The following is a 22,749-nucleotide window of genomic DNA, read 5'->3' on the forward strand; positions in this document are numbered from 1 at the left end:
GAACGACGAAGCAATCTCATCATATACATAAACGCGAGGAGATTGCCACGCTACGCTCGCAATGACATGATTAATATTACAATGTATAATATCAACAATATACTCCGCGAAAACATCAAAAACCTGACCCCCTACTCTTCCGCACGTGATGAGTACCAGGGGGAGGCTAGTGTTTTTCTGGATGCTAATGAAAACGCGTTTGGGTCGCCTTTGAACCAGCAGTTTAACCGCTATCCTGATCCATTACAATATCAATTAAAAAAACGCATCACCGAAATTAAAGGCGTACCACCCCGCAACATTTTTATAGGCAACGGCAGCGACGAAGCTATCGACATCCTTTTCCGCAGTTTTTGCAACCCGGGTGTCGATAATGTGATCATCGTGCCCCCTACCTACGGTATGTACCAGGTATCGGCCAATATCAACGATGTAGAGGCCCGCAAGATTCTGCTCACTGAAGATTATCAACTTAACCTGGAAGGTATTGCCGAAGCTATCGACGAGCACACCAAACTCATCTTTATCTGTTCACCCAACAACCCTACCGGCAACTCCATTAACCGTGCTGATGTAGAAACCCTTTTGGCCAACTTTAACGGCCTGGTGATTGTGGATGAAGCTTATATCAACTTCAGTCGTCAAAAAACTTTCATACAGGAGTTGACTGAATATGCCAACCTGGTGGTTTTGCAAACCCTTTCCAAAGCCTGGGGATTGGCTGGTTTACGCGTAGGTATGGCCTTTGCCAGTGAAGAGATCATTGAGGTGATGAACAAAGTAAAACCACCTTATAATGTAAACGAGGCCTCACAGCAACTGGCATTGGAAGCACTGGCTAATATCGACCAGATCAATAGCTGGATCAAAGAAACATTGACACAGCGCGACAGATTGGTGCTTGAACTCAAAAACTTTGATTTTGTACTGGATATTTACCCATCGGATGCTAACTTTATCCTCGTGAAAACAACCGATGCCAACAAGATCTATGACTATCTGGTAAGCAAGGGCATCATTATCCGCAACCGCTCCAAAGTGGAGCTTTGCGAAGGCTGTCTCCGCATTACCGTTGGCACGCCCGATGAAAACACCACTTTACTCCAAACTCTACAAAACTTCAAATGAGTAATTTAAAAAAAATATTGTTTGTTGACCGAGACGGCACCCTGATCAAAGAACCTGCGGATGAGCAGATCGATTCTTTCGAAAAACTGGAATTTTATCCCGGTGCCTTAACTTATCTACCTAAAATAGCCAAAGAGCTTGATTTTGAACTGGTGATGATCACCAATCAGGATGGTTTGGGTACTGCATCATACCCGGAAGACACTTTTTGGCCTGTGCATAATTTTATTCTGAAAACATTTGAGGCCGAGGGAGTAAAGTTTGATAACATTGTGATCGACCGTACCTTCCCGGCCGAAAAAGCGCCAACACGTAAACCCGGTACCGCACTGCTTACTCCATATTTTGATACTGAAAAATATGATCTGCCAGGTTCATTTACCATCGGCGATCGTAAAAACGATGTGCTGCTGGCCCGTAATTTAGGCGCTAAAGCCATCTGGATCAACAATGAATCGGGATTGGGTGGCGCTGAGTTCACCGAGGCCGATCATATCAGCGATACCATTGCCCTGGAAACTACCGACTGGCAACAGATCTACGAGTTTCTGAAACTGGGTCAGCGTGTGGTTGAACATCGCCGTGCCACTAAAGAAACCGACATCTATATCAAAATCAACCTGGATGGTACCGGCGAAGCCAAAGTATCAACCGGTCTGCATTTTTTTGATCACATGTTGGATCAAATCGCCCGCCACGGCAGCATCGACCTGGAAGTAATTGCCAAAGGCGATCTGCATATCGACGAACATCACACCATTGAAGATACCGGCATAGCTTTAGGCGAGGTTTTTGTAGAAGCTTTAGGTAATAAAAAAGGTATAGAACGATACGGCTTTTGCCTGCCTATGGACGACTGTCTGGCACAAGCGGCCATTGATTTTGGCGGTCGTAACTGGATAGTTTGGGAAGCTGAATTTAACCGCGAAAAGGTGGGCGATGTGCCAACAGAAATGTTCTACCATTTCTTCAAATCATTCTCAGACGCGGCCAAATGCAACCTCAACATCAAAGCCGAAGGACAAAACGAGCATCACAAAATTGAGGCTATATTTAAAGTCTTTGCCAAGGCAATAAAAATGGCCGTAAAACGTGATGTAGATAAGATGGTTTTACCAAGTACTAAAGGGGTATTATAAGAGAGGCAAGAGATTAGAATCAAGAGGCAAGATTTTTTTCTGTCCTGATTCTTGACTCTTATATCTTGATTCTAAATAAAAACATGACAGGCATTATTCTATACGGCGCGGGTAATATATTTTCTTTAACGGCTGCTTTGGAGCGGCTGGGCATTCCGTATGGCTTTATCAATAGCCAGGAGGATTTTGAAAAGTTCGACCGTTATATTATTCCCGGGGTTGGGCATGCCGGTGCGGCTATGGATAAACTGGAGAAAACCGGCTTGGTTCCTGCTATTAAAGCGCTTAAAAAGCCAACACTGGGTATTTGCGTGGGGATGCAGTTGCTTACCTCCTACTCTGAAGAAGGTGATTCCGATCTGTTAAATATCTTCCCGATCAAAACTTTAAGGTTTCAGGATAGTTCTGAATATAAAGTACCACACACCGGCTGGAACCAGGTCTATCCAGAAAAAGACAACCCTTTATTTAAAAATATACCGTCAGGTTCACATTTTTACTTTGTACATTCATACTTTATTGAGTATGACAAAACATACACTTTACTATCAGCCAATTACAACACCGAATTTTCGGCATCAATTTGGCATGATAACTTTTACGGCGTACAATTTCACCCCGAAAAATCAGGGGTATACGGCGAAACTCTATTAACTAACTTTTCAAAATTATAAAAGACATGTACATTATCCCTGCTATTGACATATTGAACAAAAAGGTAGTGCGATTGCGTGAGGGCGATTATGGTCAGGTAACAGAATACGATGTTACATTGGAAGAAATGATTGAGCGCTACCAGAGTAATGGTACCAATTTCATCCATGTTATTGATCTTAACGGTGCCAAAAACGACTTCAGCAACCAGCAATACCTGTTTGATGTGATCCGTAAAACCGATATGAAGGTACAATACGGTGGCGGTATCCGCAGCATTGATAAAGTGAAAGAACTGATAGATGCCGGTGTTCACCGCGTTATTGTAGGCACGCAAGCCCTCACTAATCCCAGCTTTTTACCCGAACTGGGTTCTGAAATTTGTGGTAAAGATAAATGCTCAGACCAGGTAGTTATTGCCATCGATGTGCTTGACGAAGTGATCAAATATTCCGGATGGATGGAAAGTTCACCCATAAAACTGATGGATTACGTTGATAAATGCCTTTCCTTAGGCTTTTTCCGTTTCCTATGCACCGACATCAATAAAGACGGTAAATTGGGCGGTGCAGGTATCGAGCTGTATGAAAAACTGCTGGATCATTCGCCGTTTATTAAGCTGATCGCTTCGGGCGGTGTAAGTTCTATGAAAGATATTGAACAGTTGAGTCGCTTAAAGGTAGAATCATGTGTGGTAGGCAAAGCCATTTACGAAGGTCACATATCTATCGAAGACGTCAAAAACTGGAATTTGGAATCTTTGATCTCCATTTAAGACGCCTCAATCAATCTAATTCCCATGTCATTGCGAGGTACGAAGCAATCTCCTCATCATAGTTAGGAGATTGCCACGCTACGCTCGCAATGACATGTTAAAATAAAGCATGTTAAGTAAAAGAATCATCCCCTGTCTTGATGTTAAAGACGGTCGTACGGTAAAAGGCGTAAACTTTGTCGACCTGCGCGATGCCGGCGACCCGGTTGAACTGGCCTGGAACTACTCGCGCCAGGGTGCCGACGAACTGGTTTTCCTGGATATTACAGCAACAGTAGAGCGCCGTAAAACCATGGTTGAGCTGGTAAAGGCCGTAGCACGCCAGATCAATATACCCTTTACCATAGGTGGTGGTATAAACGAAATTGCCGATGCCGACGCATTGTTAAATGCCGGTGCCGATAAAATATCTATCAACTCCGCAGCAGTGCGTAACCCCGCCCTGATTGATGAACTGGCCAGAGCGTTCGGTGTTCAGTTTGTGGTAATTGCGGTTGATACCCGCCGCATTGATGCTAAAAATATAGTGCACCTGAATGGAGGTCGACTGCCAACGGAGCGACAAACGTTAGAATGGATAAAAGAAGCTGAAAGCCGTGGAGCAGGCGAAATACTGCTCACCTCCATGGATCATGACGGCACCAAGAACGGCTTCGACAACGGACTGCTAAAAACTGTTAACGATGCCGTGCATATACCAGTTATTGCCTCGGGAGGTGCAGGTGCGGTGCAGCACTTTGTGGATGTTTTTGAAAAAACTAATGTCGACGCGGCATTGGCAGCATCCGTATTTCATTATGGCGAGATACTAATACCCGATTTGAAAGCGGTGCTAAAAAGTAATAATATTGAGGTAAGGATATGATTAAGTGCGGGTTAAAACCCAGCAGCCATCCCGAATTCATTTCGGGATCCCACAGGCAAGGTCTACAACATACAAATGTAATACCCTGCTGATGAGGTGCTGAAACAAGTTCAGCATGACTTAAATTTTTAATAGACACACGAACCACAACCCTGGCAACAGGCAACAGATATGAATATAGATTTCAACAAAACCGACGGACTGGTTCCGGTGATCATACAGGATGAGCAAACGCTTGAAGTGCTGATGCTGGGTTATATGAACCAGGAAGCCTATGATAAAACCGTACAGGAAAACATAGTAACCTTTTTCTCCCGCTCCAAACAACGCTTGTGGACAAAAGGCGAAACCAGCAGCAACTTTTTGCATGTAAAAAACATCAGTATTGATTGCGATAGCGATACCCTCTTGATCAAAGTTAAAGCCGATGGCCCAACCTGCCACACCGGTTCACGCAGCTGCTTTAAAACCGAGTTTAATCAAAACTTTATCCTGGAACTGGAAAACATTATTGCCGATAGATACGAAAATCCGGTTGAGGGCTCATACGTCAATAAACTACGCAACAAGGGCCTCAACAAAATAGCCCAAAAAGTAGGCGAGGAAGGCGTAGAAACTGTTATAGCAGCCCTTGCCGAAACCGAAACAGACCTCATCAACGAATCGTCAGACCTGGTATTTCATTTATTGGTGCTGCTACGCGAAAAAGGCCTTGATCTGAAAACAATAGCTAAGAACTTAGAAGGAAGACATAAATAGTTGACGATTACCAGTTTGCAGTTGATAACTAAATTTATCTGCAAACTGATAGCTGCAAAGTGCAAACAGAGAACTGCAAACTAAAAAAATGACCGTAGAAAAAATAGCAGAGCTAACCGGACATGGCAATCCCATTTTTACGCTGGAGCTTTCGCAAAAGCCGGGTATACTATTTACCGGGGGCAACGATAAGGGACTGGTGGAATGGAGCTTGCTTGACCACACCTTTATAAAAGTGATGTTCCCGGTTAGGGCCTCTATTTATGCTATACATGGCCCGGCAGGCTATCCTTTGCTGTTCACCGGTTTACGCAGCGGCGAGGTTCTGGTATTTGATTTTATACAGCAAAAGGTCATTAAATCGCTACAGCACCACTTGAAACCAATTTTTGATATCAAGTCTGTACCTCATAAAAAAGAGCTGCTGGTGGCCTCTGAGGATGGTACAGTTTCGGTATGGAGCCTGGATACACTGGAGATGGTACACACTATCAAAGCATCGGCCGATACCATCAGGTGTATAGCTGTTACACCCGATGAAAAACAGGTAGCTTTTGCCTGCCGCGACAATACCATCAAAATTTACGATCTGCAAGATTATGCTCTGCTAAAATCATTACACGGCCATACCATGTCGGTTTTTGCACTGGCTTATAGTCAGGATGGTACGTACCTGGCATCAGGCGGACGTGATGCACAGATCAAGATCTGGGATAGTGTTACTTATCAGCCTATCAAAAATATCCCCGCACATTTATTTGCCATAAACCATATCCTGTTTCACCCCAGCAAGCCCTATTTTGCCACAGCCAGTATGGATAAGGGCATCAAGATCTGGGGAGCCGACGATTTTAAATTATACAAGATCATCAGCCGCGAAAAAGGGCACCCAGGCCACGTGTTATCAGTCAACAAACTGGCCTGGAATGATGATCAGCTCCTATCCGTAAGCGACGACAAGAAGGTAGTGGTGTGGGATATTAAATTTGATTGAAGTAGCAAACCTGATCGGTCAATAAGGCCTGTCAGTCTGAGCTTGTCGAAGACTCGCGCGTAAAGGCCTGCCCACCATGTTTCGACCGGCTCAACATGACATCCACCTTATCTTAATGAGTACTACATAAACCTCTTAATGCTATGCAATTTATGCGTATGGCGTTTCTGCTCCTGTGAATAGATGCCTTCTTTATCTATTGTATCAATTTTAACTTTTCCGGAGGCGTGGATAATGTATTCATTGTTCAGCATGATGCCTACATGGGTTACCTTACCGGCTTCGTTGTTAAAAAAGGCCAGATCACCTAAGCGGACCTGTTCAATACTTTCAACCAGGGTACCCTCCTGCGCCTGCTGACTGGCATCGCGCTTGATCTTAATATTATTAAGGCTAAATACCACCTGTGTAAAGCCGGAACAATCAATACCAAAATGAGTACGGCCTCCCCACAAGTAGGGTGAGTTTAAAAATGATTTGGCTGTGGTGGCTATGTCTTCCCGCTCACCTATTTCACCGATGATCTCGAAACGCTCGGTTCCTATGCGGCAGGTAGTTCCTTCCAGGAACGCTAAAGAGCTTCCCGCAGGCAGATAAACAACACTATTATCGGCAATTTTCCAGGCCTGGGTTACAGCACGGTAGGTTAATGGTGGTTTTATATGCTTGAAGCTTTTGTAAGCGATATGACCGAGCATAGCAAACTGCAGGCGGCCTATCCACCCTTCATAGCCATCGCTTTCGGTGATGATCCTTACCCAACGTTCGCTCCATTCTATGATCTCAAATGCTTCGCCAAACAATAACTGCGACACCTGTTCGCTGCGGTCATTAGCCTCGGCACGCAGCGGGATAACCGCCAGATTACAAATACCGTATTCCATTTATAATAGTGAAAAACAAATATAGAAATAAAAATAATTTATATATTTGTAAGTACTTACGTAACAACTATGAGTTTAATTGACGATTTAGAAGAACTGGCCGTTGGAGCAAGGCTCAAACGGCTATATGAATACTTTGCAAAGGATGTTGTTTTGATATATAAAGATGAGCAACTGAACTTTGAACCTAAATATTTTACCCTTTACTACCTGATCAGCAAACAAGGTGAAGCTGGCGTAACCGAAATTGCCGAAGAACTGGGCTGCACCCACCCGGGTGTCATCCACCTGGCGAAAGAGCTGGAAGAACTGGGCTTTATTGAATCGGTAAAATCCGCTTCAGATAGCCGTAGGCGTATACTGCGCCTATCAGAAAAGGGTAAAGCTTCCCTGCCAAAATTTGAACGGGTATGGGCCAAGATCCTGGCCCTTAATAAATCTTTATTTAATAGTCAACAAAATAATTTACTAAGCGCCATTATGGAAACAGAAGCACAACTCAACGAAAAGCCGTATTACCAGCGTTTTCAGGAAATGTTTAATCCACAGGGTAATAACCCGGTAACAGTTACTACCTATGATCCCCAATATGCCCGCCATTTTAAAAACCTCAACATAGAATGGATCAATACTTATTTCACGGTAGAGGAACACGATCTGGAGCAATTGAACCACCCCGAGGATCATATATTGGCCGATGGCGGCGAGATCCTTTTCGCGCATATTGATGACGATGTTGTGGGTACCTGTGCGGTCATCAAAACCGGCCCGGCAGAATACGAGCTGGCCAAAATGGCGGTAAGCCCCAAATACCAGGGACGTAAAATTGGCAATGCCCTGATGGATGCGGCTATAGCCAAAATCAAAGAATTGGGTGGTACCCGCATCTGGTTAGGCTCAAACACCAAACTTACGCCTGCCATTACCTTATATAAAAAATACGGCTTTAAGGAGTTCCAGGCGGCCGCATCACCCTATACCCGTGCCAATATCCACATGGAAATGGATCTTTGATAGATATGAGATATGAGATATGAGATATGAGATATGAGATATGAGATATGAGATATGAGATACAAAAAAAGGAACAGCAAGCTGTTCCTTTTTTTGTATCTGTGTTTTTTTCTCAAATCTCACATCTCATATCTCACATCTAAAAAATATTATTCATTAATGTGCAGCCAGTCTTTCTTGGCTAACAATTCTTCTTTGCTTTCGCGGATATCCTCATCATCCACACAACAATCTACAGGGCATACTGCAGCACACTGTGGTTCATCATGAAAACCAACACATTCGGTACATTTATCAGGTACAATGTAATATATATCATCAGACAGGGCAGCCTGTGATTCTTCAGCATTTAATGTGTTACCATCGCCAAAATCAATAACCCCTTTAAGCCCTGTACCGTCGCTAAAGCGCCATGCCGCGCCTGCATCATAAATGGCATTATTGGGGCACTCCGGTTCGCAGGCTCCGCAGTTTATGCATTCATCGGTGATTTTAATCGCCATATTTCTAAATATCTAATATTCTCAATTAACTTTGCCTGAAATTACCAAGCGCACAAATATAACAAAAAAAGGGTTTCGGGGTTTAAAACCTTACCATATATATGTCAAAAATTAATATAAAAAACGCAATAAATTCATTTTCAGCCTTAGGAAAACAGTTATCGGAACCCGATGAGCAGTTAATGGCCATTATCAACGACGAACAATACCACAACGCCTGGTTTACACCCCAAAGTGTTTTACGCGCCGTTACCGCCATTGGCAAAATGCTCAACGAGGCCGATTTAACTATCTGGCTCTCCAAATACGACCTTTCCGGCGAGGCCCAGCCCAAAAAAGTGGGACTCATACTGGCGGGCAACATCCCACTGGTGGGTTTTCATGATGTACTTTGCGTGCTGGTCACAGGCAATCACGCGCTCATCAAAACATCATCGCAGGATGCCTATCTGATCAAGCATGTACTGCACCGATTGGTTGATATCGATGGCAGTTTTGCCAATCAGTTCAGTTTTATAGAGCGCCTCACCGATTTTGATGCCATTATAGCCACCGGCAGCAATAACAGCTCGCGGTATTTTGATTATTATTTTGGCAAAGTACCCAACATCATCCGTAAAAACCGCAACAGCATAGCCCTGCTTACCGGCAATGAAACTGCTGAAGACCTGTTTGATCTGGGTCATGATATATTTGATTATTATGGGCTTGGCTGTCGTAATGTGTCAAAGTTACTGGTACCGGAAGGTTATGTTTTCAATTTCTTTTTTGAATCGATAGAGGAATTTAAAACTATCATCCATCACCACAAATACAGCAATAATTACGATTACAACAAATCCATTTACCTGGTAAACAGCGACAAGCATTTTGATAATGGCTTTTTGATGGCTAAGGAAGATGAGCGGATAGCATCGCCCCTGGCCGTGGTATATTATAGCCATTACACCAATCTGCAGGCAGCGCAACAATTGCTGACAGATCAAAGCGAAAACCTGCAATGTATCGTCACCAAAGCGCCCATTGATGTACAAAGCCAGGTGGTAGGCTTTGGCCAGAGCCAGCAACCCGCTTTATGGGATTATGCTGATGGGATTGATACGATGGAATTCTTGGCAAATCTTTAAAATAACAATACCTTTGGGGGGAAGCTAAAAGCTTAAGGCTAAAAGCCGAAAGCACAGATTTTTTTAATAAAATGATTGCTTTAGGCTTTGTGCTTTTAGCCTTAAGCCCAAAAAGTTGCTTTTAGCTTTACGCTTTAAGCCTTAAGCTTAAAAAATGTATATTATAAAAGTAAAAGGCGTTGCCAAGATACCCGATTATGTACAGCTGCGTGATGATAAATTTACGCTGCTGGCTTATTTCAGGGTCGACAGGCCTGATAAATCGCTGGATAAGGTTGGACTGGCCGATAAGGCCGAATATATTATGAATATAATCAAGGACCTGCCTTTTGGACAGATCTTAAAATTAGAGCTATAAAAAAAGATGATCGGAAATTCTATTATTAAGCTAAACAATGTTGATATTTTTCAGCAGTCGCACCTGGTACTGTCAAACGTTAACCTGCATATTGATAAAGGCGATTTTGTATGGCTCATAGGCCAAACCGGATCGGGCAAGAGCAGTTTGCTTAAAATAATTTACGGCGATCTGATCCCAAAGGCCGGCACCGGTCATGCCTGCGGCTACGAACTGAGCAAATTGCCAAGTCGCGAAGTACCTTACCTGCGCCGCAAACTGGGTATTGTTTTCCAGGATTTCCAATTGCTTACCGATCGCTCCATCGAACAAAACCTGCTGTTTGTCATGCGCGCTACCGGCTGGACAGATAAAAAACTCATCGCCGACCGTACCCTGGATGTGTTGGAAAAAGTAGGCTTGCGTTCTAAATTAAAGAAAATGCCGCATGAGCTATCAGGCGGCGAGCAGCAACGCGTGGTAATTGCCCGCGCCCTGTTGAATGATCCCGAAATTATACTGGCCGATGAGCCAACCGGTAACCTTGACCCCGAAACATCCGAAGAAATCGTGCTGCTATTAAAACAGATTAGTCAATCGGGCACGGCTGTATTGGTAGCTACACATGATTATCACATCATTCGCGCTTTCCCATCACGCATTATCAAATGCGAGAATGGTAAAGTTCTGGAAGACGCGGAAATATAACCGCTGAATATTGTCTGAATCAGAATTTACAGAATTAAAGGATTTTCAGAATAATGAAATAGCATCCTGTTAATTTTCTAATTCTGTAAATTCTGATTCAGACAAAATCAACGGTCAACCTGTCACCCCTGCGTAAAACGTGTCACTCCTTCCTGATATTAAAACATACCACTGACAGCTTGTCGGCTTTATGCTAATGGCAGGATACTTGATTGGCACTATCAGCTATGAAATTTAACGATATGTTGAAGAAAAAGAAGAAAGAAAATACGGACACCCCAGATATGAATACGGCAGACCAGGAAAACTTACAAGAGAACGGGCAGGAACAAGCCCAGACCGAAACTACTGAAGCAACAGCAGAAGTTGTATCTGCCGAAGACAAATTGAAAGAAGAATTGGCACAGGCAAACGACAAATACCTGCGCTTATATGCCGAATTTGATAACTTCAGAAGACGTACCATCAAAGAGCGCGCGGAAGCCCGTGAAACAGAAGGTAAAGAGCTGTTAGTGGCTTTACTGCCTGTTCTTGACGATTTTGAACGCGCACAACGTTCTATGGAAAACGCTGTTGATGTTGCCCCTGTTAAAGAAGGCGTTACGCTGATACAGAACAAATTAAAAAACATATTGGCTCAAAAAGGCCTGAAGGAAATGACAGCAATTGGCGAGCCTTTTGATGCCGACCTGCATGAGGCCATTACCAATATACCCGCCCCTACCGATGATTTGAAAGGTAAAGTGATGGATGAAATGGAAAAAGGTTATTACCTGAAAGACAGGGTAATACGTTTTGCCAAAGTAATTGTAGGAGCGTAAATTGATTTCGGATTTGGGATGTTCGATTTGGGATTTAAATATTCAATTGATCATCCATCCTAACATCAAAACTAGAAATTAACAATACAGTAAATCCGAAATCGAAACTTCGAAATCCGAAATAAAGAATTATGGCTAAGAGAGATTATTACGATATCCTGGGAGTCGCCAAAGGTGCCGATGCCGACGAAATAAAAAAGGCATATCGTAAAATGGCTATTAAATATCACCCTGATAAAAACCAGGGTGATAAAGAGGCGGAAGAAAAATTCAAGGAAGCTGCTGAAGCCTACGAAGTACTGAGCAGTCCTGAAAAGCGCCAGCGTTATGATCAGTTTGGTCATGCGGCCAATGCCTCATCGCCAAATGGCGGTGGTTATGGCGGTCAGGGTATGAATATGGACGACATATTTAGCCAGTTTGGTGATATTTTTGGCGGTGGCAGTCCGTTTGAAGGATTTTTTGGCGGCGGCCGTCAAGGTGGCGGTGCTGGCAGACGTGTGGCACGCGGCAGCAACCTGCGCATCAAAGTACGTTTAACTCTTGAAGAAATAGCTAACGGCGCCGAAAAGAAGATCAAAGTTAACAAACAGATAGTTTGTAAAACCTGTGATGGTTCTGGCGCTAAGGATAAATCATCATTTCAAACCTGTAAAACATGTGGTGGCTCGGGCGCGGTGCGCAGGGTAACCAATACCATATTGGGCCAGATGCAAACTACCAGCACCTGCCCTACCTGTAACGGCGAAGGCTCAACCATACTGTCAAAATGTACTGTTTGTCATGGTGATGGCGTAGTTCGCGGCGAAGAACTGATCACCATTAACGTTCCTGCCGGTGTAAGTGAAGGCATGCAGCTGAGCATGAGCGGCAAGGGTAACGCTGCCCCACGTGGCGGTGTACCGGGCGATCTGATCATCCTGATCGAGGAGGTTCCGCATGAAACATTAAAACGCGATGGCAACAATGTAATATATGACCTGCACGTAAACTTTGTTGATGCCACCTTAGGTACCACTGTTGAAGTGCCTACCATTGACGGCAAAGCCAAGATTAAAATTGATCCGGGAACCCAGGGTGGTAAAATCCTGCGCTTAAAAGGCAAAGGTGTGCCTGAGGTGAACTCTTATCACCGTGGCGACCAACTGGTACATATCAACATCTGGACACCAAAAGCACTAAGCCGCGAGGAGCGCGAACTATTGGAGAAATTACAATCGTCACCAAACTTTAAACCCAATCCCGGCAAAAACGAAAAAAGCTTTTTCGACCGGATGAAGGAATATTTTGAATAAAAGCTAAAAGCAGAAGGCTTAAAGCCGAAAGCGTATATTTAAAAGCCTGGAGTTTATACTTCGGGCTTTTTTGATTTTGATAGTTCAAGCGAGGGATACTTAACCTTGCAAGGTTAAAAGCCTAAGCCTTTTTGTTTTTCTTTAAACGAAGACATGAAATCATTTACAAAAGCACCTAATAGATCTGTAATGTCTTTTTTTGATAAATCTTCCTTGTAAAGTTTTGTTTTCTTTTTATCTCCATTAACAAAAATCAAATAGTTATATCGCCAAAATTCAATTTTTATTTCGTTTCTAATAGAGAACATGTTTGTTGAGTTTTTGAAATCATTATGAACTACCACAAACACAATCTGAGAAAACTCTTTTTCATCATCATTTATGTTCTTTATGATGTGAGGTATATTTTCTTCGGAAAAAGATTCTCTCGTATCGCTAAAAGTGTGGTCAATTACATTTTCCCTTCGGCCTGAATATGAAAAAACAATACTATTTGCCCTTTTTAAAAATAGATCATCAAAAGGCCGGATTTTATTCAACAATTTCCTGAACACGATTAATAAATTATCAATAATTACTTCCTTTACGCGTTGATTCGATTTCTCCTGGTCTAAATGAACTTTGCTTTCGGCCTCTATTTTAAAAAGTGCAATTTTTTTATCGATATCGTCATCTTCATCAATTTCCTCACCATTTGCAGCTTTCAAGTATAACTGTAACGACCATCTCAGAAGCTCAACTACATACTCCACAAACGGCCAACTCTCTCCTACATCAGCCCTGCTCAATAATGAATAATAATTTCCTTTATCATCCATTTTCACAACAACTGGAGGATATCGTTTTTTGAGCAATGCCAAGTTCATCAAAATCCTTGAGAGCCTGCCATTACCATCGTCAAAAGGGTGTATTTCCACAAACTTGTGATGAAACAGTGCAGCCACTACTACCGGGTGTATTTCTGTGTTATTATCAGCTTCGTAGTACCACTCCATCAGTTCGCGCATTTTGGCAGGCGTTTCTTCAGGTGTGGCATAGTAGTGCATCTCGCCGGTAGCGGTTTGCACATGGTTAGCTGTTGTTTTGTATACACCAGGAATAATACGTTTGGTGGTTGGCATTCCCTCGCCAGTTTGAGCTTTCACATCATATGGCTCAACCAATATCATTTCATGTAAAGCCCTTATGTCAGCCTCAGATAGTAGTCGTTCATCTTTAACCAGATCAAGTAAAAAGTTTATGGCTTCGTTATGGCCTCGAATATCCAGATGATCTTTTAGCGGTTTACCTTTGGCAGTTATACCCTCCATTAAAAAAGCTACTGTTTCACCATAGCTCAATTTATTACCTTCAATAGCATTAGAGTTATAGTTCCAATCCAGTCGTAGTTTTTGCATCACTCGCCCCTCTACATCAGGTGGCAAAGTGCCCAAATCATCAATCTGCTGTTTTAAAGCATCAATTTCTTCAAGTATGGAATCTTTGCTAAATTCCTCTTCGAGCTTCAGGTTCATTTTTTAAAGATATAAATTACAATTTACACAAATTGTAACGATGGCGAAAATCGCAGGGAAAGGCATTTGAACTTTGCGCCTCATTAGGCTGAAGCCAATTCCTATTTTATCTTTTCCGCCCCATAAATGGGACGGCAATGAATTTTGCTTCTATTTCCGAATATTTTTTATTCATTGCCATTTGGCTTTAGCCAACGGATTAAATTCATCTACTTAGCTGGCTTCAGCCCAAAATTTCTCACAGGGTATTTTCAAAGCAATTTCCTGATAAAAATCGGCTTTAATTATTTGAATATTTTATGTTAATTGGCGATATGCCATTCAAGATCAAAGCCATTCTGAACACGGTGGTGCTATTGCTTGCCTATAGCTACCTGTCCGCCCAAACCCCATCCATCCGCAACAACTACCAAACCGAAGCTGGCGTACCCCGTTTAAAAATTGAGCGGAGCATGATCTACTCGCCGGATAAGGAATGGCTGTATAACCACCACCCTTCTATTATTCATTTTAAGGATCAGTTTATAGCGATCTGGAGCAATGGGCTGATCGATGAGGATTCACCGGGCCAACGGGTGGTTTACGCTACTTCTGCCGATTTTGTACACTGGTCGAAACCCGAAGTACTAGCCTCCCCGGTAAAAGTAAATGATACTTTAACCGTGCTTACAGCTGCCGGTTTATATCAATACAAAGGCACCCTGGTGGCCTACTATGGCGAATACACCAAACATCGCCAAAACACGCACCTGTGGGCCAAAACCAGTACCGACGGCATCCATTGGAGCAATGCCATAGATATGCATGTACCGCTGATCCCCAATCATGGCCCCGAGGCTACCAAAAGCGGGCGGCTCATCATCAGTGGTAATTTCATGTTTCCGTATACCGATGACCCTAAAGGTATTTCGGGTTGGAAAATCAGCAGTTTTTACCCCGATTCCTTATACACCCAGGATAACTCCGCTGCCTTTTATGCCCCGGCTGCCAAGCTGGGCCTGCCACCGCTGTGTGAGGGCTCATTTTTTGAAACTGACGACCATGTATTGCACATGCTACTGCGGGTTACCGGCAAGGGTTGGAAAGGCCGCTTATGGCTTACCGAAAGCAGAGATAATGGCCAAAGCTGGTCGCGCCCGGTGGAAACTGCCTTTTCTGATAACGACAGCAAATTTCATTTCGGTCGCCTGCCCGATAAACGTTTTTACTATGTGGGCATCCCGGATACGCTGCATCATTACGACCGTAACCCGCTGGTACTGTCACTCTCCAAAAACGGCGAAGCATTTGACAAAAATTACATCATAGCCGATGAGCTATACCTCCTGAAAAAGGAAGGTTTGTGGAAAGGCGGTCAGTATGGTTACCCGCACACCATCATTTATAAGGGCTATATGTATGTGATCATCTCCCGGCAAAAAGAAGCCATTGAAACATTAAGGTTTAGTTTAGATCGGCTTCGTTAATAACCTTTGCACAAAAGGTCGGGACTTTAACAATCCCGGCTTTTTCGTTTTTAAACTATTAGTTTATAAATTACAGATCTAAACCACTACCAATGAACAATCCTCCTGCCGTAAAAATTGGTATCATCATCGCGTTCATACAAATTGCCGTTCAAATTTCATTTCTGTATATCATCATGAACTTTGGCTTGCCGAACACCTATTTGAACGTTCTTCTATCTGTATTCACCGTTGCGGCTTATTCAATAGTGATATATTTTTTGAGGGCCACATTGGTTTACTTTGATGAAAAACGAAGTATAGTTAACGCCTTTAGTATTTATCTTGGGCTTAATATTGCGCTTTTTCTTGCCGGTACAGCCATTAGTTACCTGGTAAAGGATTATCATTTATTTTCCTATGCCGTCAAGCTATATTATGTAATTCTACTTTATATAATTGTACAATCATTTAGAGTGAGCCAACCCGTTATTAAAAGCGGTTTCGCACTGTTTGCTGTAATTTTATTGATCGTTACTTTAAGTAATCTGGCCTTGCCTGCTGCTTTTAATTTCTTTAACGTTGATCATCATTTATACGCTTATATCCACCTCTTGAGCATACTGCCCCCTATTGGCGCCATCATTATATTTAGTAGTGTAGGTAATGGCGCTAAAACTCCTGCTGATTTTAGCGAAAAGCCACTGTTTAAGAACGATCCATTTTGATGGCACATCAATGCTGATGTAACATTTTGAAATAGCCCGTATCTAAAGCGTACTATTAACATCATAAACCAATTAAATGTTAAGCATACGCCATATTGTTAAACAGTACGCCGGTCACCGGGCTCTGGACGATGTAAGTCTGGAAGTGGAAAGCGGACAAATATTCGGGCTTTTAGGCCCGAATGGTGCGGGTAAAACTTCCCTTATCCGCATTGTGAACCAGATCACGGCACCCGATTCGGGCGAGATCTATTTCGACGGTCAAAAGCTCAATCAATCGCATATCGAACGCATCGGTTACCTGCCCGAAGAACGCGGTCTCTACAAAAAAATGGAGATCGGTGAGCAGATGATCTACCTGGCCCGATTGAAAGGCCTGAGCCGCGATGAAGCCAATAAACGCCTCAAATTCTGGTTCAAAAAGCTGGATATGGAGAGCTGGTGGAAAAAGAAAATAGAAGAACTATCCAAAGGGATGCAGCAAAAAGCCCAGTTTGTGGCTACCGTACTGCATGAGCCCGACCTGATCATCCTGGATGAGCCATTCAGCGGGTTCGACCCCGTAAATGCCGAAGTGATCAAGGATGAGATCCTGGAGCTTAACCGCAAAGGAGCCACTATCCTGTTCTCTACCCACCGTATGGAATCGGTCGAGGAACTTTGCGATTCGATAGCGCTTATCCATAAATCGCATAAAATACTGGATGGCAAGGTTAAACACATCCGCAACTCCTATCGCAATGATGTTTACCTGGTTGAATATTCGGGCGATCCGTTAAACTTTAACGGTGTACAACCTTTTGACCAGATCGGCGAAACCATCAGTGATGACGACAGACATACCATCAGGATTAGACTCCATGATGGCCGCAGCTCCAATGATGTGCTGCAATACCTCATCCCCCAAACCCGCATCAATATGCTGCAAGAAGTGATACCCAGCATGAACGAGATATTTATTGAAAAAGTAAACTTAATACCTTAACCATGAATAAAGTTTTGCTCATTATACAAAGAGAATACCTGACCAGGGTAAGGAAAAAGTCTTTTATCATCATGATATTCGTGGTGCCTCTGCTCATCCTGGTAATGGGTGCCGTTATTGCCATGATAGCCAAAAGCAGCGACCAGTTAACCAACCTGCAAGTGGTTAACGTGGTTGACAATACAGGCATTTTCGCAAAAAAATTGCACGATGTTCCCAATATAAAATTCACCATTACCAATCAGGATATTAATACAGCCAAGGCCCTGTCAAAGAAAGATGAGACTATCTCTACTTTATACATCCCTACAGATTATAACAAGCAAGGGGCTATTCAAATATTTGCCAAAAAGAAATCGCCGCTTCAGCTTACGGATGAGATCCAGAAGCAGATGAACGATATCGATTTCAACAACAAGATGATCCAGCATCATATTGATACCGCGGCTATCCATTCCATCAAGAAAACGGACGTTTCTGTTAATGCTGTGGAAATTACCGACAAAGGCGATAAGGATGCCAATATAGGCCCCAACATAGCCGTTAGTATTGCCTGCGCTATATTTATTTACCTGGCGCTTTTCATTTATGGCGGACAAGTAATGCGTGGTGTTATTGAAGAAAAAACCAGTCGTATCATTGAAGTGATAATATCCTCGGTAAAACCTTTCCAACTGATGCTGGGTAAAATTATTGGTGTGGGCCTGGTGGGTTTAACCCAATTTAGCGCCTGGATCATTTTATCTATTATATCATCAAAAATAGCCGGGCATGTTTTTAATACGCCGCAAAGCCCTATGGTGAGTGCCATGGCCGTAATTCAAACCATTCCTTTTGGGTATATACTGGGTTGCTTCCTGTTTTACTTTTTAACCGGATATTTGCTGTACAGCGCCTTATTCGCGGCAGTAGGTTCGGCGGTGGATAGCGAGACAGAAACACAGCAGTTCATGTTCCCGATCACTATGCCGCTATTATTCACTTATATTTTATCAGTATCTGTTTTGTTCAGGGCTCCTGATAGCGCGCTGGCAGTTTGGCTCTCCATTATACCATTCACCGCCCCGGTGGCCATGATGGTACGGCTACCTTTTGATCCACCGGTATGGCAATTAGCCTTATCTATGTGTTTAATGGTGGTTGGTTTCATGTTTACCACTTACGTAGCTGCCCGCATATACCGCGTTGGTATTTTGATGTATGGCAAAAAAGTAAGCTTTAAAGAACTGGGCAAATGGTTTTTTTATAAAGAGTAAGGAAGCAGAAACCTAAAAGCCGAAGGCTGAAAGCTTTTTTAAGCTCAAAGCAGAAAGCTTAAGGCAGAAAGCTTTTTTTGAAATGCTTTTTGCTTTGAGCTTTTTGCTTTCGGCTTTTAGCCTTATTTTAGTCCCATGAGTAAACGCGTTGCCGTAATGGATTTGGGTACCAATACTTTTCATTTGTTGATTGCCGAGGGTACGGTAAACAACTATCACGAAATTGCACATGACCAGGAGCCTGTAAAACTGGGCGAAGGTGGTATTAACAAAGGTTATATTTTACCCGAGGCATTTGCACGCGGCATAAAAACTATGCAGCAATTTCAGCAGCAGATCAGTGCCAACCAGGTACAGCAGGTACGGGCTCTGGCTACATCGGCACTGCGCAGCGCATCAAACGGTAAGGATTTTATTGACGAAGTAAAAGCAAAAACAGGCATCAGCATCGAGATCATCAACGGCGAACAGGAAGCCTGCTTTATTTATGATGGCGTAAAGATCAGCGGTTGCTTATCAGCCCAAAACTCCCTCATTATGGATATTGGTGGTGGCAGCGTGGAATTTATCCTGGGCAATGCCGATCATATTATCTGGAAACAAAGTTTTGAAATTGGCGCGGCGCGATTGATGGATCTTTTTCATCGGACCGACCCTATCCCGCCAGCCTCCATCGAGGCATTGGATGTTTACCTACAGGATAACCTCACCGATCTGTTTGCCGCCCTTGAAGGTCATGAAGTGGATACCTTAATCGGTTCATCGGGTGTGTTTGAAAGTTTTGCAGCAATCATCGAAACAGAAAAAGGCCATTCCTTTGATCTCAAAACTACCCCAACCTACAGCTTTGACCATGAAGAACTCCTGATCGAAACCAATAAAATTGTGCAATCAACCCACCTGCAAAGGGCAGCTAATGAGAATATTATTCCAGTACGGGTAGATATGATCGTGGTGGCATCGCTTATTACCCGGTTCATTATACACAAACTGGCTATTCAAAAAGTATCGATGTGCACCAACTCCCTGAAAGAGGGCGTTTTGGCCGGGATGCTGGATTAATGAGTATTAGCAAAAACAACCCAGCAAGATGAAAAGCCAATAAGCAGCACCAGTCCGGCGCTTAATAAAAACTCTTTGCGGTAAACAAAAATGGCCAGTATAAGACATAGCATTACCTGCAACCCTATAAAAACAGCCTCGCCCAATATGATCAGTTCTTGATAAGCGGCAGTTCTGAAATAGATAGTATATGCCACAAGCACCAACAGGTTAATACCGACGATGATCATTTTACGATTGGGAACGGGGGCTTGTTTCTGTAACTCTTCCATATTGTTAATGCATATTGCCCAAACTCAACAATGATACACAAGTTGAAAAACCGATTACCAGTACCAATATACCTGACAATAACCATACCCAGCTCCTGGCGACAATAGCCATAATGATACAAACAAACACGTGTATGGCTACAAAAAACATGTCGAAAATGGCACCACCGTCAGTAGCTGCAAACCTGCTTAATAGCGTATATACAATTAAAGCCAGTAAATTGTAGCCAACTATTTTCATACTGGTATTCTGGCGTTTAGGTTGCTCTGGTGGTGGATTGCTTCCTCCTGAAGCAGAGGGTTCTTTATCCATATTCTCGTCTTCTGTCATACTACTATTTCGTTTCTTAGCTGTTCCAGGTATTCCCGTTTATCATCGCGGTAAAAGATGTTCATGGTTTCAAAGGGGATGATCTGCATATCCTTGTTCACGATGTGTACACATGATTTTTTGATGGCGCGCACATCAAAGTTCTGCGCGTCGATAAACTGCATAATGATCACCCTGAACAAATTATCATAGCTCAAACTTGGCGCGTCAATCTCCGGCAGGCAGCACAACAGCGAATGTAAATGCTCCTTAGCCTTATCTACCGAGTTACCGGTACTGAACATATTAAGCAAATGCCCTTTCAGGCGTTCGTCCTGCTCGTATACAATGGTATTTTTGGAGTTATCCAACAGATCGTCGGGGTTGATCATCCGGGTGAGCGGTATCACCTCGCCGCCCAGTTTCAGCGCGTAGCCCATCACCAGCGCGTCGGGATTGCAGGGTACCGGGATCAGGTCGTTATGGTTAAATACCTTAGTTTGCTCCAATATGGCGCTACGTACTTCGGTTAGGGTATAGCGGTCGGTTTTTTCATTAAAGTTCTCCAGGCGGCCTGCCTGTTGCGTTGGCTGAAAGGTTACACCCCGTACACAAGGCTGCTGTAAGGCATATTCAATGATCTTACCTATCTCATCGGTATTCAACCCTTTTTGCAGGGTTACTACCAGGGTGGTCGACAGGTTATATTTATTCAGATGCCCCAGCGCTTTAAGCCTCACTTCGCGCAGGTCTTCGCCACGCAATTGCTCCAATGCCTCTTTTTTGAACGAATCAAATTGCAGGTAAATTTCAAAATCGGGCATATAGGTAGCCAGGCGTTTTACAAATTGTTCGTCTTTAGCTATGCGGATGCCATTGGTATTCACCATCAGGTGTTTGATGGGTTTTGTTTTGGCAATATCCAGGATCTCGAAAAACTGCGGGTGCACGGTGGGCTCGCCCCCGCTTATCTGTATCACGTCGGGGTTACCTTCATTGGCCACCACCACATCCAGCATTTGCTCAATTTCTTGCAGCGTGCGGTGCCGGCCATAACTTGGCGACGACATGGCATAGCAAGTCGGGCAGCTTAAATTACAGCGGTCGGTAACCTCCACCACGGTTAAGCAGGAATGCTGTTCATGATCCTGACAAAGACCACAATCGTACGGACAGCCATAATGAGTTTTGGTATTAAATTTCAGCGGCATTTCGCTGCGCTTGGCATAATTGCGGCAGTTTTTATAATAGGCTATATCGGTGGATATCAATACCTTTTCAAAACCATGCTGACGGCAGTTTTTAAGCATGTACACTTTGTCGTCCTCAAAAACTATCTTGGCATCAACCCTGCGCAAACAGGTGGAGCAAATGCTCAGCGTAAAATCATAATAAATATACGGGCGTTCAGGCATGGTTTCTCAGAAGTTTGGTTGGATACAGAAATACTTTATAATAATACAAAATCCCCCCGATACAAACCAATTGAATTACCGATAAACCAAAGCTAAAGAAGTAGTCGGGCTTAATAAATTCAACCAGCAGCCTGAATAGCAGGTAGCTCACCATAAATAATTTAAAACGGGCGCCATCGGCAAAGGAGTGTTTTTGTTCAATCATCCGCAGTACTATCCAAAGCAGCAACCAAAAAATGATCTCGTATAAATTAGTCGGATGCCTGCGGATGCCGTCACCAAAGTTAATAGCCCAGGGCAGATTGGAAGCGATGCCATAGGTGCCATCTTCCAGTCCGGCCAGGAAACAGCCGATACGCCCGATGATCATGGCCAATATAAGCGGATACACCATCATATCGCCGGAGGATACGCTTACACCTATCTGTTTTTTGGTCAACTCTACCCCTATCAATCCGCCCAGCATACCGCCAACAATGGTTTTGTTGCCCATAAAATAGATCAATCCAAAGTGCGACAATAACGTGGGGTTCTCCAATACACCCACCACATGCGAGCCGATAAAAGCCCCGAAAGCCGCGCCTATAAATATCAGCAGCCGGTTATGATCGCTGATCTGATCGACCGTGTGGCGGCGCAGATAAACATAATACCGGTAACCCAGAAAATAGCTCAGGGTTTCGCACACAAAATGTACGGGGATGGACGACGAATGACCTATGGGAATGTTTACAGGGAAGTGCAAGATGTGTAAATGTT

Annotated in this window: 24 protein-coding genes and 1 pseudogene; 18 read left to right on the plus strand and 7 right to left on the minus strand. The window is 43.4% G+C overall.

The genetic code is table 11. The features are described from left to right. Positions 1–66: 66 nt before the first annotated feature. The 7 genes and pseudogenes from hisC to BLR84_RS12120 all read left to right on the plus strand — a co-directional run bounded on the left by hisC (position 67) and on the right by BLR84_RS12120 (position 6,314). Entirely contained in the window at positions 67–1,128 is a 1,062-nt protein-coding gene (hisC, locus tag BLR84_RS12090; RefSeq protein WP_255366923.1) for a histidinol-phosphate transaminase, read from the plus strand. Beyond that, entirely contained in the window at positions 1,125–2,267 is a 1,143-nt protein-coding gene (gene hisB / locus BLR84_RS12095; protein ID WP_090468247.1) for a bifunctional histidinol-phosphatase/imidazoleglycerol-phosphate dehydratase HisB, read from the plus strand. Before hisC ends, hisB begins: the two co-directional genes overlap by 4 nt. Before the next feature lie 83 nt (positions 2,268–2,350). After that, positions 2,351–2,941: an imidazole glycerol phosphate synthase subunit HisH gene (gene hisH / locus BLR84_RS12100; protein ID WP_090468248.1), complete on the plus strand. Its 591-nt coding sequence runs from the start codon at positions 2,351–2,353 to the stop codon at positions 2,939–2,941. Positions 2,942–2,946: 5 nt separating this feature from the next. Further along, a complete protein-coding gene (locus tag BLR84_RS12105; RefSeq protein ID WP_090468250.1) occupies positions 2,947–3,696 on the plus strand; it encodes a 1-(5-phosphoribosyl)-5-[(5-phosphoribosylamino)methylideneamino]imidazole-4-carboxamide isomerase in 750 nt (249 codons plus the stop codon). Between the two features lie 109 nt (positions 3,697–3,805). Next, positions 3,806–4,561 (plus strand): imidazole glycerol phosphate synthase subunit HisF, encoded by a 756-nt coding sequence (gene hisF / locus BLR84_RS12110; RefSeq protein ID WP_090468252.1) that lies wholly within the window; start codon positions 3,806–3,808, stop codon positions 4,559–4,561. 168 nt (positions 4,562–4,729) lie between these two features. Then, positions 4,730–5,320 (plus strand): annotated as a pseudogene (gene hisIE, locus BLR84_RS12115) (bifunctional phosphoribosyl-AMP cyclohydrolase/phosphoribosyl-ATP diphosphatase HisIE); the annotation flags it as partial. 88 nt (positions 5,321–5,408) lie between these two features. Next, positions 5,409–6,314, plus strand: a complete 906-nt coding sequence (locus BLR84_RS12120) for a WD40 repeat domain-containing protein (protein WP_090468255.1) — start codon at positions 5,409–5,411, stop codon at positions 6,312–6,314. Between the two features lie 122 nt (positions 6,315–6,436). Here the strand turns inward: BLR84_RS12120 and BLR84_RS12125 are convergent, their stop codons facing one another. Further along, a complete protein-coding gene (locus BLR84_RS12125; RefSeq protein ID WP_090468257.1) occupies positions 6,437–7,198 on the minus strand; it encodes a C40 family peptidase in 762 nt (253 codons plus the stop codon). A 69-nt stretch (positions 7,199–7,267) separates the two neighbouring features. Between BLR84_RS12125 and BLR84_RS12130 the strand changes: the two genes are divergently transcribed. Further along, on the plus strand, positions 7,268–8,212 hold the full coding sequence (locus tag BLR84_RS12130) for a bifunctional helix-turn-helix transcriptional regulator/GNAT family N-acetyltransferase (RefSeq protein ID WP_090468259.1): 945 nt from the start codon (positions 7,268–7,270) through the stop codon (positions 8,210–8,212). A 149-nt stretch (positions 8,213–8,361) separates the two neighbouring features. Here BLR84_RS12130 and BLR84_RS12135 read toward each other — a convergent pair whose 3' ends face one another. Then, positions 8,362–8,715: a 4Fe-4S dicluster domain-containing protein gene (locus tag BLR84_RS12135; protein ID WP_076378133.1), complete on the minus strand. Its 354-nt coding sequence runs from the start codon at positions 8,713–8,715 to the stop codon at positions 8,362–8,364. Positions 8,716–8,816: 101 nt separating this feature from the next. Between BLR84_RS12135 and BLR84_RS12140 the strand changes: the two genes are divergently transcribed. From BLR84_RS12140 to dnaJ, 5 genes are all read left to right on the plus strand, one after another. Then, complete coding sequence (locus BLR84_RS12140) at positions 8,817–9,842, plus strand: acyl-CoA reductase (RefSeq protein WP_090468261.1); 1,026 nt, start codon at positions 8,817–8,819, stop codon at positions 9,840–9,842. Between the two features lie 154 nt (positions 9,843–9,996). After that, entirely contained in the window at positions 9,997–10,200 is a 204-nt protein-coding gene (locus tag BLR84_RS12145) for a fructose-6-phosphate aldolase (protein ID WP_076378137.1), read from the plus strand. Positions 10,201–10,206: 6 nt separating this feature from the next. Then, positions 10,207–10,887 (plus strand): cell division ATP-binding protein FtsE, encoded by a 681-nt coding sequence (locus BLR84_RS12150; RefSeq protein WP_090468263.1) that lies wholly within the window; start codon positions 10,207–10,209, stop codon positions 10,885–10,887. A 227-nt stretch (positions 10,888–11,114) separates the two neighbouring features. Further along, positions 11,115–11,708, plus strand: coding sequence for a nucleotide exchange factor GrpE (locus BLR84_RS12155; protein WP_255366924.1), 594 nt, complete (start codon positions 11,115–11,117; stop codon positions 11,706–11,708). A 131-nt stretch (positions 11,709–11,839) separates the two neighbouring features. Next, positions 11,840–13,003, plus strand: a complete 1,164-nt coding sequence (gene dnaJ, locus BLR84_RS12160) for a molecular chaperone DnaJ (protein WP_090468265.1) — start codon at positions 11,840–11,842, stop codon at positions 13,001–13,003. A gap of 113 nt (positions 13,004–13,116) precedes the next feature. On the opposite strand, the gene BLR84_RS12165 is transcribed toward dnaJ, so the two are convergent. Next, positions 13,117–14,517, minus strand: coding sequence for a Fic family protein (locus BLR84_RS12165; RefSeq protein ID WP_090468266.1), 1,401 nt, complete (start codon positions 14,515–14,517; stop codon positions 13,117–13,119). Between the two features lie 299 nt (positions 14,518–14,816). Between BLR84_RS12165 and BLR84_RS12170 the strand changes: the two genes are divergently transcribed. From BLR84_RS12170 to BLR84_RS12190, 5 genes are all read left to right on the plus strand, one after another. Continuing rightward, on the plus strand, positions 14,817–15,983 hold the full coding sequence (locus BLR84_RS12170) for an exo-alpha-sialidase (RefSeq protein ID WP_090468270.1): 1,167 nt from the start codon (positions 14,817–14,819) through the stop codon (positions 15,981–15,983). Positions 15,984–16,075: 92 nt separating this feature from the next. Further along, entirely contained in the window at positions 16,076–16,690 is a 615-nt protein-coding gene (locus BLR84_RS12175) for a hypothetical protein (RefSeq protein ID WP_090468272.1), read from the plus strand. Positions 16,691–16,766: 76 nt separating this feature from the next. Next, complete coding sequence (locus tag BLR84_RS12180) at positions 16,767–17,675, plus strand: ABC transporter ATP-binding protein (RefSeq protein ID WP_090468274.1); 909 nt, start codon at positions 16,767–16,769, stop codon at positions 17,673–17,675. A 2-nt stretch (positions 17,676–17,677) separates the two neighbouring features. Then, a complete protein-coding gene (locus tag BLR84_RS12185; protein ID WP_090468276.1) occupies positions 17,678–18,931 on the plus strand; it encodes an ABC transporter permease in 1,254 nt (417 codons plus the stop codon). A gap of 135 nt (positions 18,932–19,066) precedes the next feature. After that, complete coding sequence (locus BLR84_RS12190) at positions 19,067–19,993, plus strand: Ppx/GppA phosphatase family protein (RefSeq protein WP_090468277.1); 927 nt, start codon at positions 19,067–19,069, stop codon at positions 19,991–19,993. Here the strand turns inward: BLR84_RS12190 and BLR84_RS12195 are convergent. From BLR84_RS12195 to BLR84_RS12210, 4 genes are read right to left on the minus strand one after another with little or no spacing between them, the layout of a single operon-like run. Next, positions 19,990–20,265: a hypothetical protein gene (locus BLR84_RS12195; protein ID WP_090468278.1), complete on the minus strand. Its 276-nt coding sequence runs from the start codon at positions 20,263–20,265 to the stop codon at positions 19,990–19,992. The two genes, BLR84_RS12190 and BLR84_RS12195, sit on opposite strands and share 4 nt — an antisense overlap. A gap of 4 nt (positions 20,266–20,269) precedes the next feature. Continuing rightward, positions 20,270–20,596, minus strand: a complete 327-nt coding sequence (locus tag BLR84_RS12200; RefSeq protein WP_090468280.1) for a hypothetical protein — start codon at positions 20,594–20,596, stop codon at positions 20,270–20,272. Then, entirely contained in the window at positions 20,593–21,990 is a 1,398-nt protein-coding gene (locus BLR84_RS12205) for a radical SAM protein (RefSeq protein ID WP_090468282.1), read from the minus strand. Before BLR84_RS12205 ends, BLR84_RS12200 begins: the two co-directional genes overlap by 4 nt. Then, positions 21,983–22,735 (minus strand): prolipoprotein diacylglyceryl transferase, encoded by a 753-nt coding sequence (locus BLR84_RS12210; RefSeq protein ID WP_090468284.1) that lies wholly within the window; start codon positions 22,733–22,735, stop codon positions 21,983–21,985. The genes BLR84_RS12205 and BLR84_RS12210 overlap by 8 nt, the downstream gene beginning before the upstream one ends. Positions 22,736–22,749 lie beyond the last annotated feature (14 nt).

Origin of the sequence: Mucilaginibacter sp. OK268, from assembly GCF_900103125.1 — a bacterium.
Classification (GTDB): Bacteria; Bacteroidota; Bacteroidia; order Sphingobacteriales; family Sphingobacteriaceae; genus Mucilaginibacter.

Excerpts from the sequence above, each read along its gene's own strand:
- hisC (WP_255366923.1), top strand. The coding sequence starts at position 67 with ATGATTAATATTACAATGTATAATATCAACAATATACTCCGCGAAAAC.
- hisB (WP_090468247.1), top strand. The coding sequence starts at position 1,125 with ATGAGTAATTTAAAAAAAATATTGTTTGTTGACCGAGACGGCACCCTG.
- hisH (WP_090468248.1), top strand. The coding sequence starts at position 2,351 with ATGACAGGCATTATTCTATACGGCGCGGGTAATATATTTTCTTTAACG.
- BLR84_RS12105 (WP_090468250.1), top strand. The coding sequence starts at position 2,947 with ATGTACATTATCCCTGCTATTGACATATTGAACAAAAAGGTAGTGCGA.
- hisF (WP_090468252.1), top strand. The coding sequence starts at position 3,806 with ATGTTAAGTAAAAGAATCATCCCCTGTCTTGATGTTAAAGACGGTCGT.
- BLR84_RS12120 (WP_090468255.1), top strand. The coding sequence starts at position 5,409 with ATGACCGTAGAAAAAATAGCAGAGCTAACCGGACATGGCAATCCCATT.
- BLR84_RS12125 (WP_090468257.1), bottom strand. The coding sequence starts at position 7,198 with ATGGAATACGGTATTTGTAATCTGGCGGTTATCCCGCTGCGTGCCGAG.
- BLR84_RS12130 (WP_090468259.1), top strand. The coding sequence starts at position 7,268 with ATGAGTTTAATTGACGATTTAGAAGAACTGGCCGTTGGAGCAAGGCTC.
- BLR84_RS12135 (WP_076378133.1), bottom strand. The coding sequence starts at position 8,715 with ATGGCGATTAAAATCACCGATGAATGCATAAACTGCGGAGCCTGCGAA.
- BLR84_RS12140 (WP_090468261.1), top strand. The coding sequence starts at position 8,817 with ATGTCAAAAATTAATATAAAAAACGCAATAAATTCATTTTCAGCCTTA.
- BLR84_RS12145 (WP_076378137.1), top strand. The coding sequence starts at position 9,997 with ATGTATATTATAAAAGTAAAAGGCGTTGCCAAGATACCCGATTATGTA.
- BLR84_RS12150 (WP_090468263.1), top strand. The coding sequence starts at position 10,207 with ATGATCGGAAATTCTATTATTAAGCTAAACAATGTTGATATTTTTCAG.
- BLR84_RS12155 (WP_255366924.1), top strand. The coding sequence starts at position 11,115 with ATGAAATTTAACGATATGTTGAAGAAAAAGAAGAAAGAAAATACGGAC.
- dnaJ (WP_090468265.1), top strand. The coding sequence starts at position 11,840 with ATGGCTAAGAGAGATTATTACGATATCCTGGGAGTCGCCAAAGGTGCC.
- BLR84_RS12165 (WP_090468266.1), bottom strand. The coding sequence starts at position 14,517 with ATGAACCTGAAGCTCGAAGAGGAATTTAGCAAAGATTCCATACTTGAA.
- BLR84_RS12170 (WP_090468270.1), top strand. The coding sequence starts at position 14,817 with ATGTTAATTGGCGATATGCCATTCAAGATCAAAGCCATTCTGAACACG.
- BLR84_RS12175 (WP_090468272.1), top strand. The coding sequence starts at position 16,076 with ATGAACAATCCTCCTGCCGTAAAAATTGGTATCATCATCGCGTTCATA.
- BLR84_RS12180 (WP_090468274.1), top strand. The coding sequence starts at position 16,767 with ATGTTAAGCATACGCCATATTGTTAAACAGTACGCCGGTCACCGGGCT.
- BLR84_RS12185 (WP_090468276.1), top strand. The coding sequence starts at position 17,678 with ATGAATAAAGTTTTGCTCATTATACAAAGAGAATACCTGACCAGGGTA.
- BLR84_RS12190 (WP_090468277.1), top strand. The coding sequence starts at position 19,067 with ATGAGTAAACGCGTTGCCGTAATGGATTTGGGTACCAATACTTTTCAT.
- BLR84_RS12195 (WP_090468278.1), bottom strand. The coding sequence starts at position 20,265 with ATGGAAGAGTTACAGAAACAAGCCCCCGTTCCCAATCGTAAAATGATC.
- BLR84_RS12200 (WP_090468280.1), bottom strand. The coding sequence starts at position 20,596 with ATGACAGAAGACGAGAATATGGATAAAGAACCCTCTGCTTCAGGAGGA.
- BLR84_RS12205 (WP_090468282.1), bottom strand. The coding sequence starts at position 21,990 with ATGCCTGAACGCCCGTATATTTATTATGATTTTACGCTGAGCATTTGC.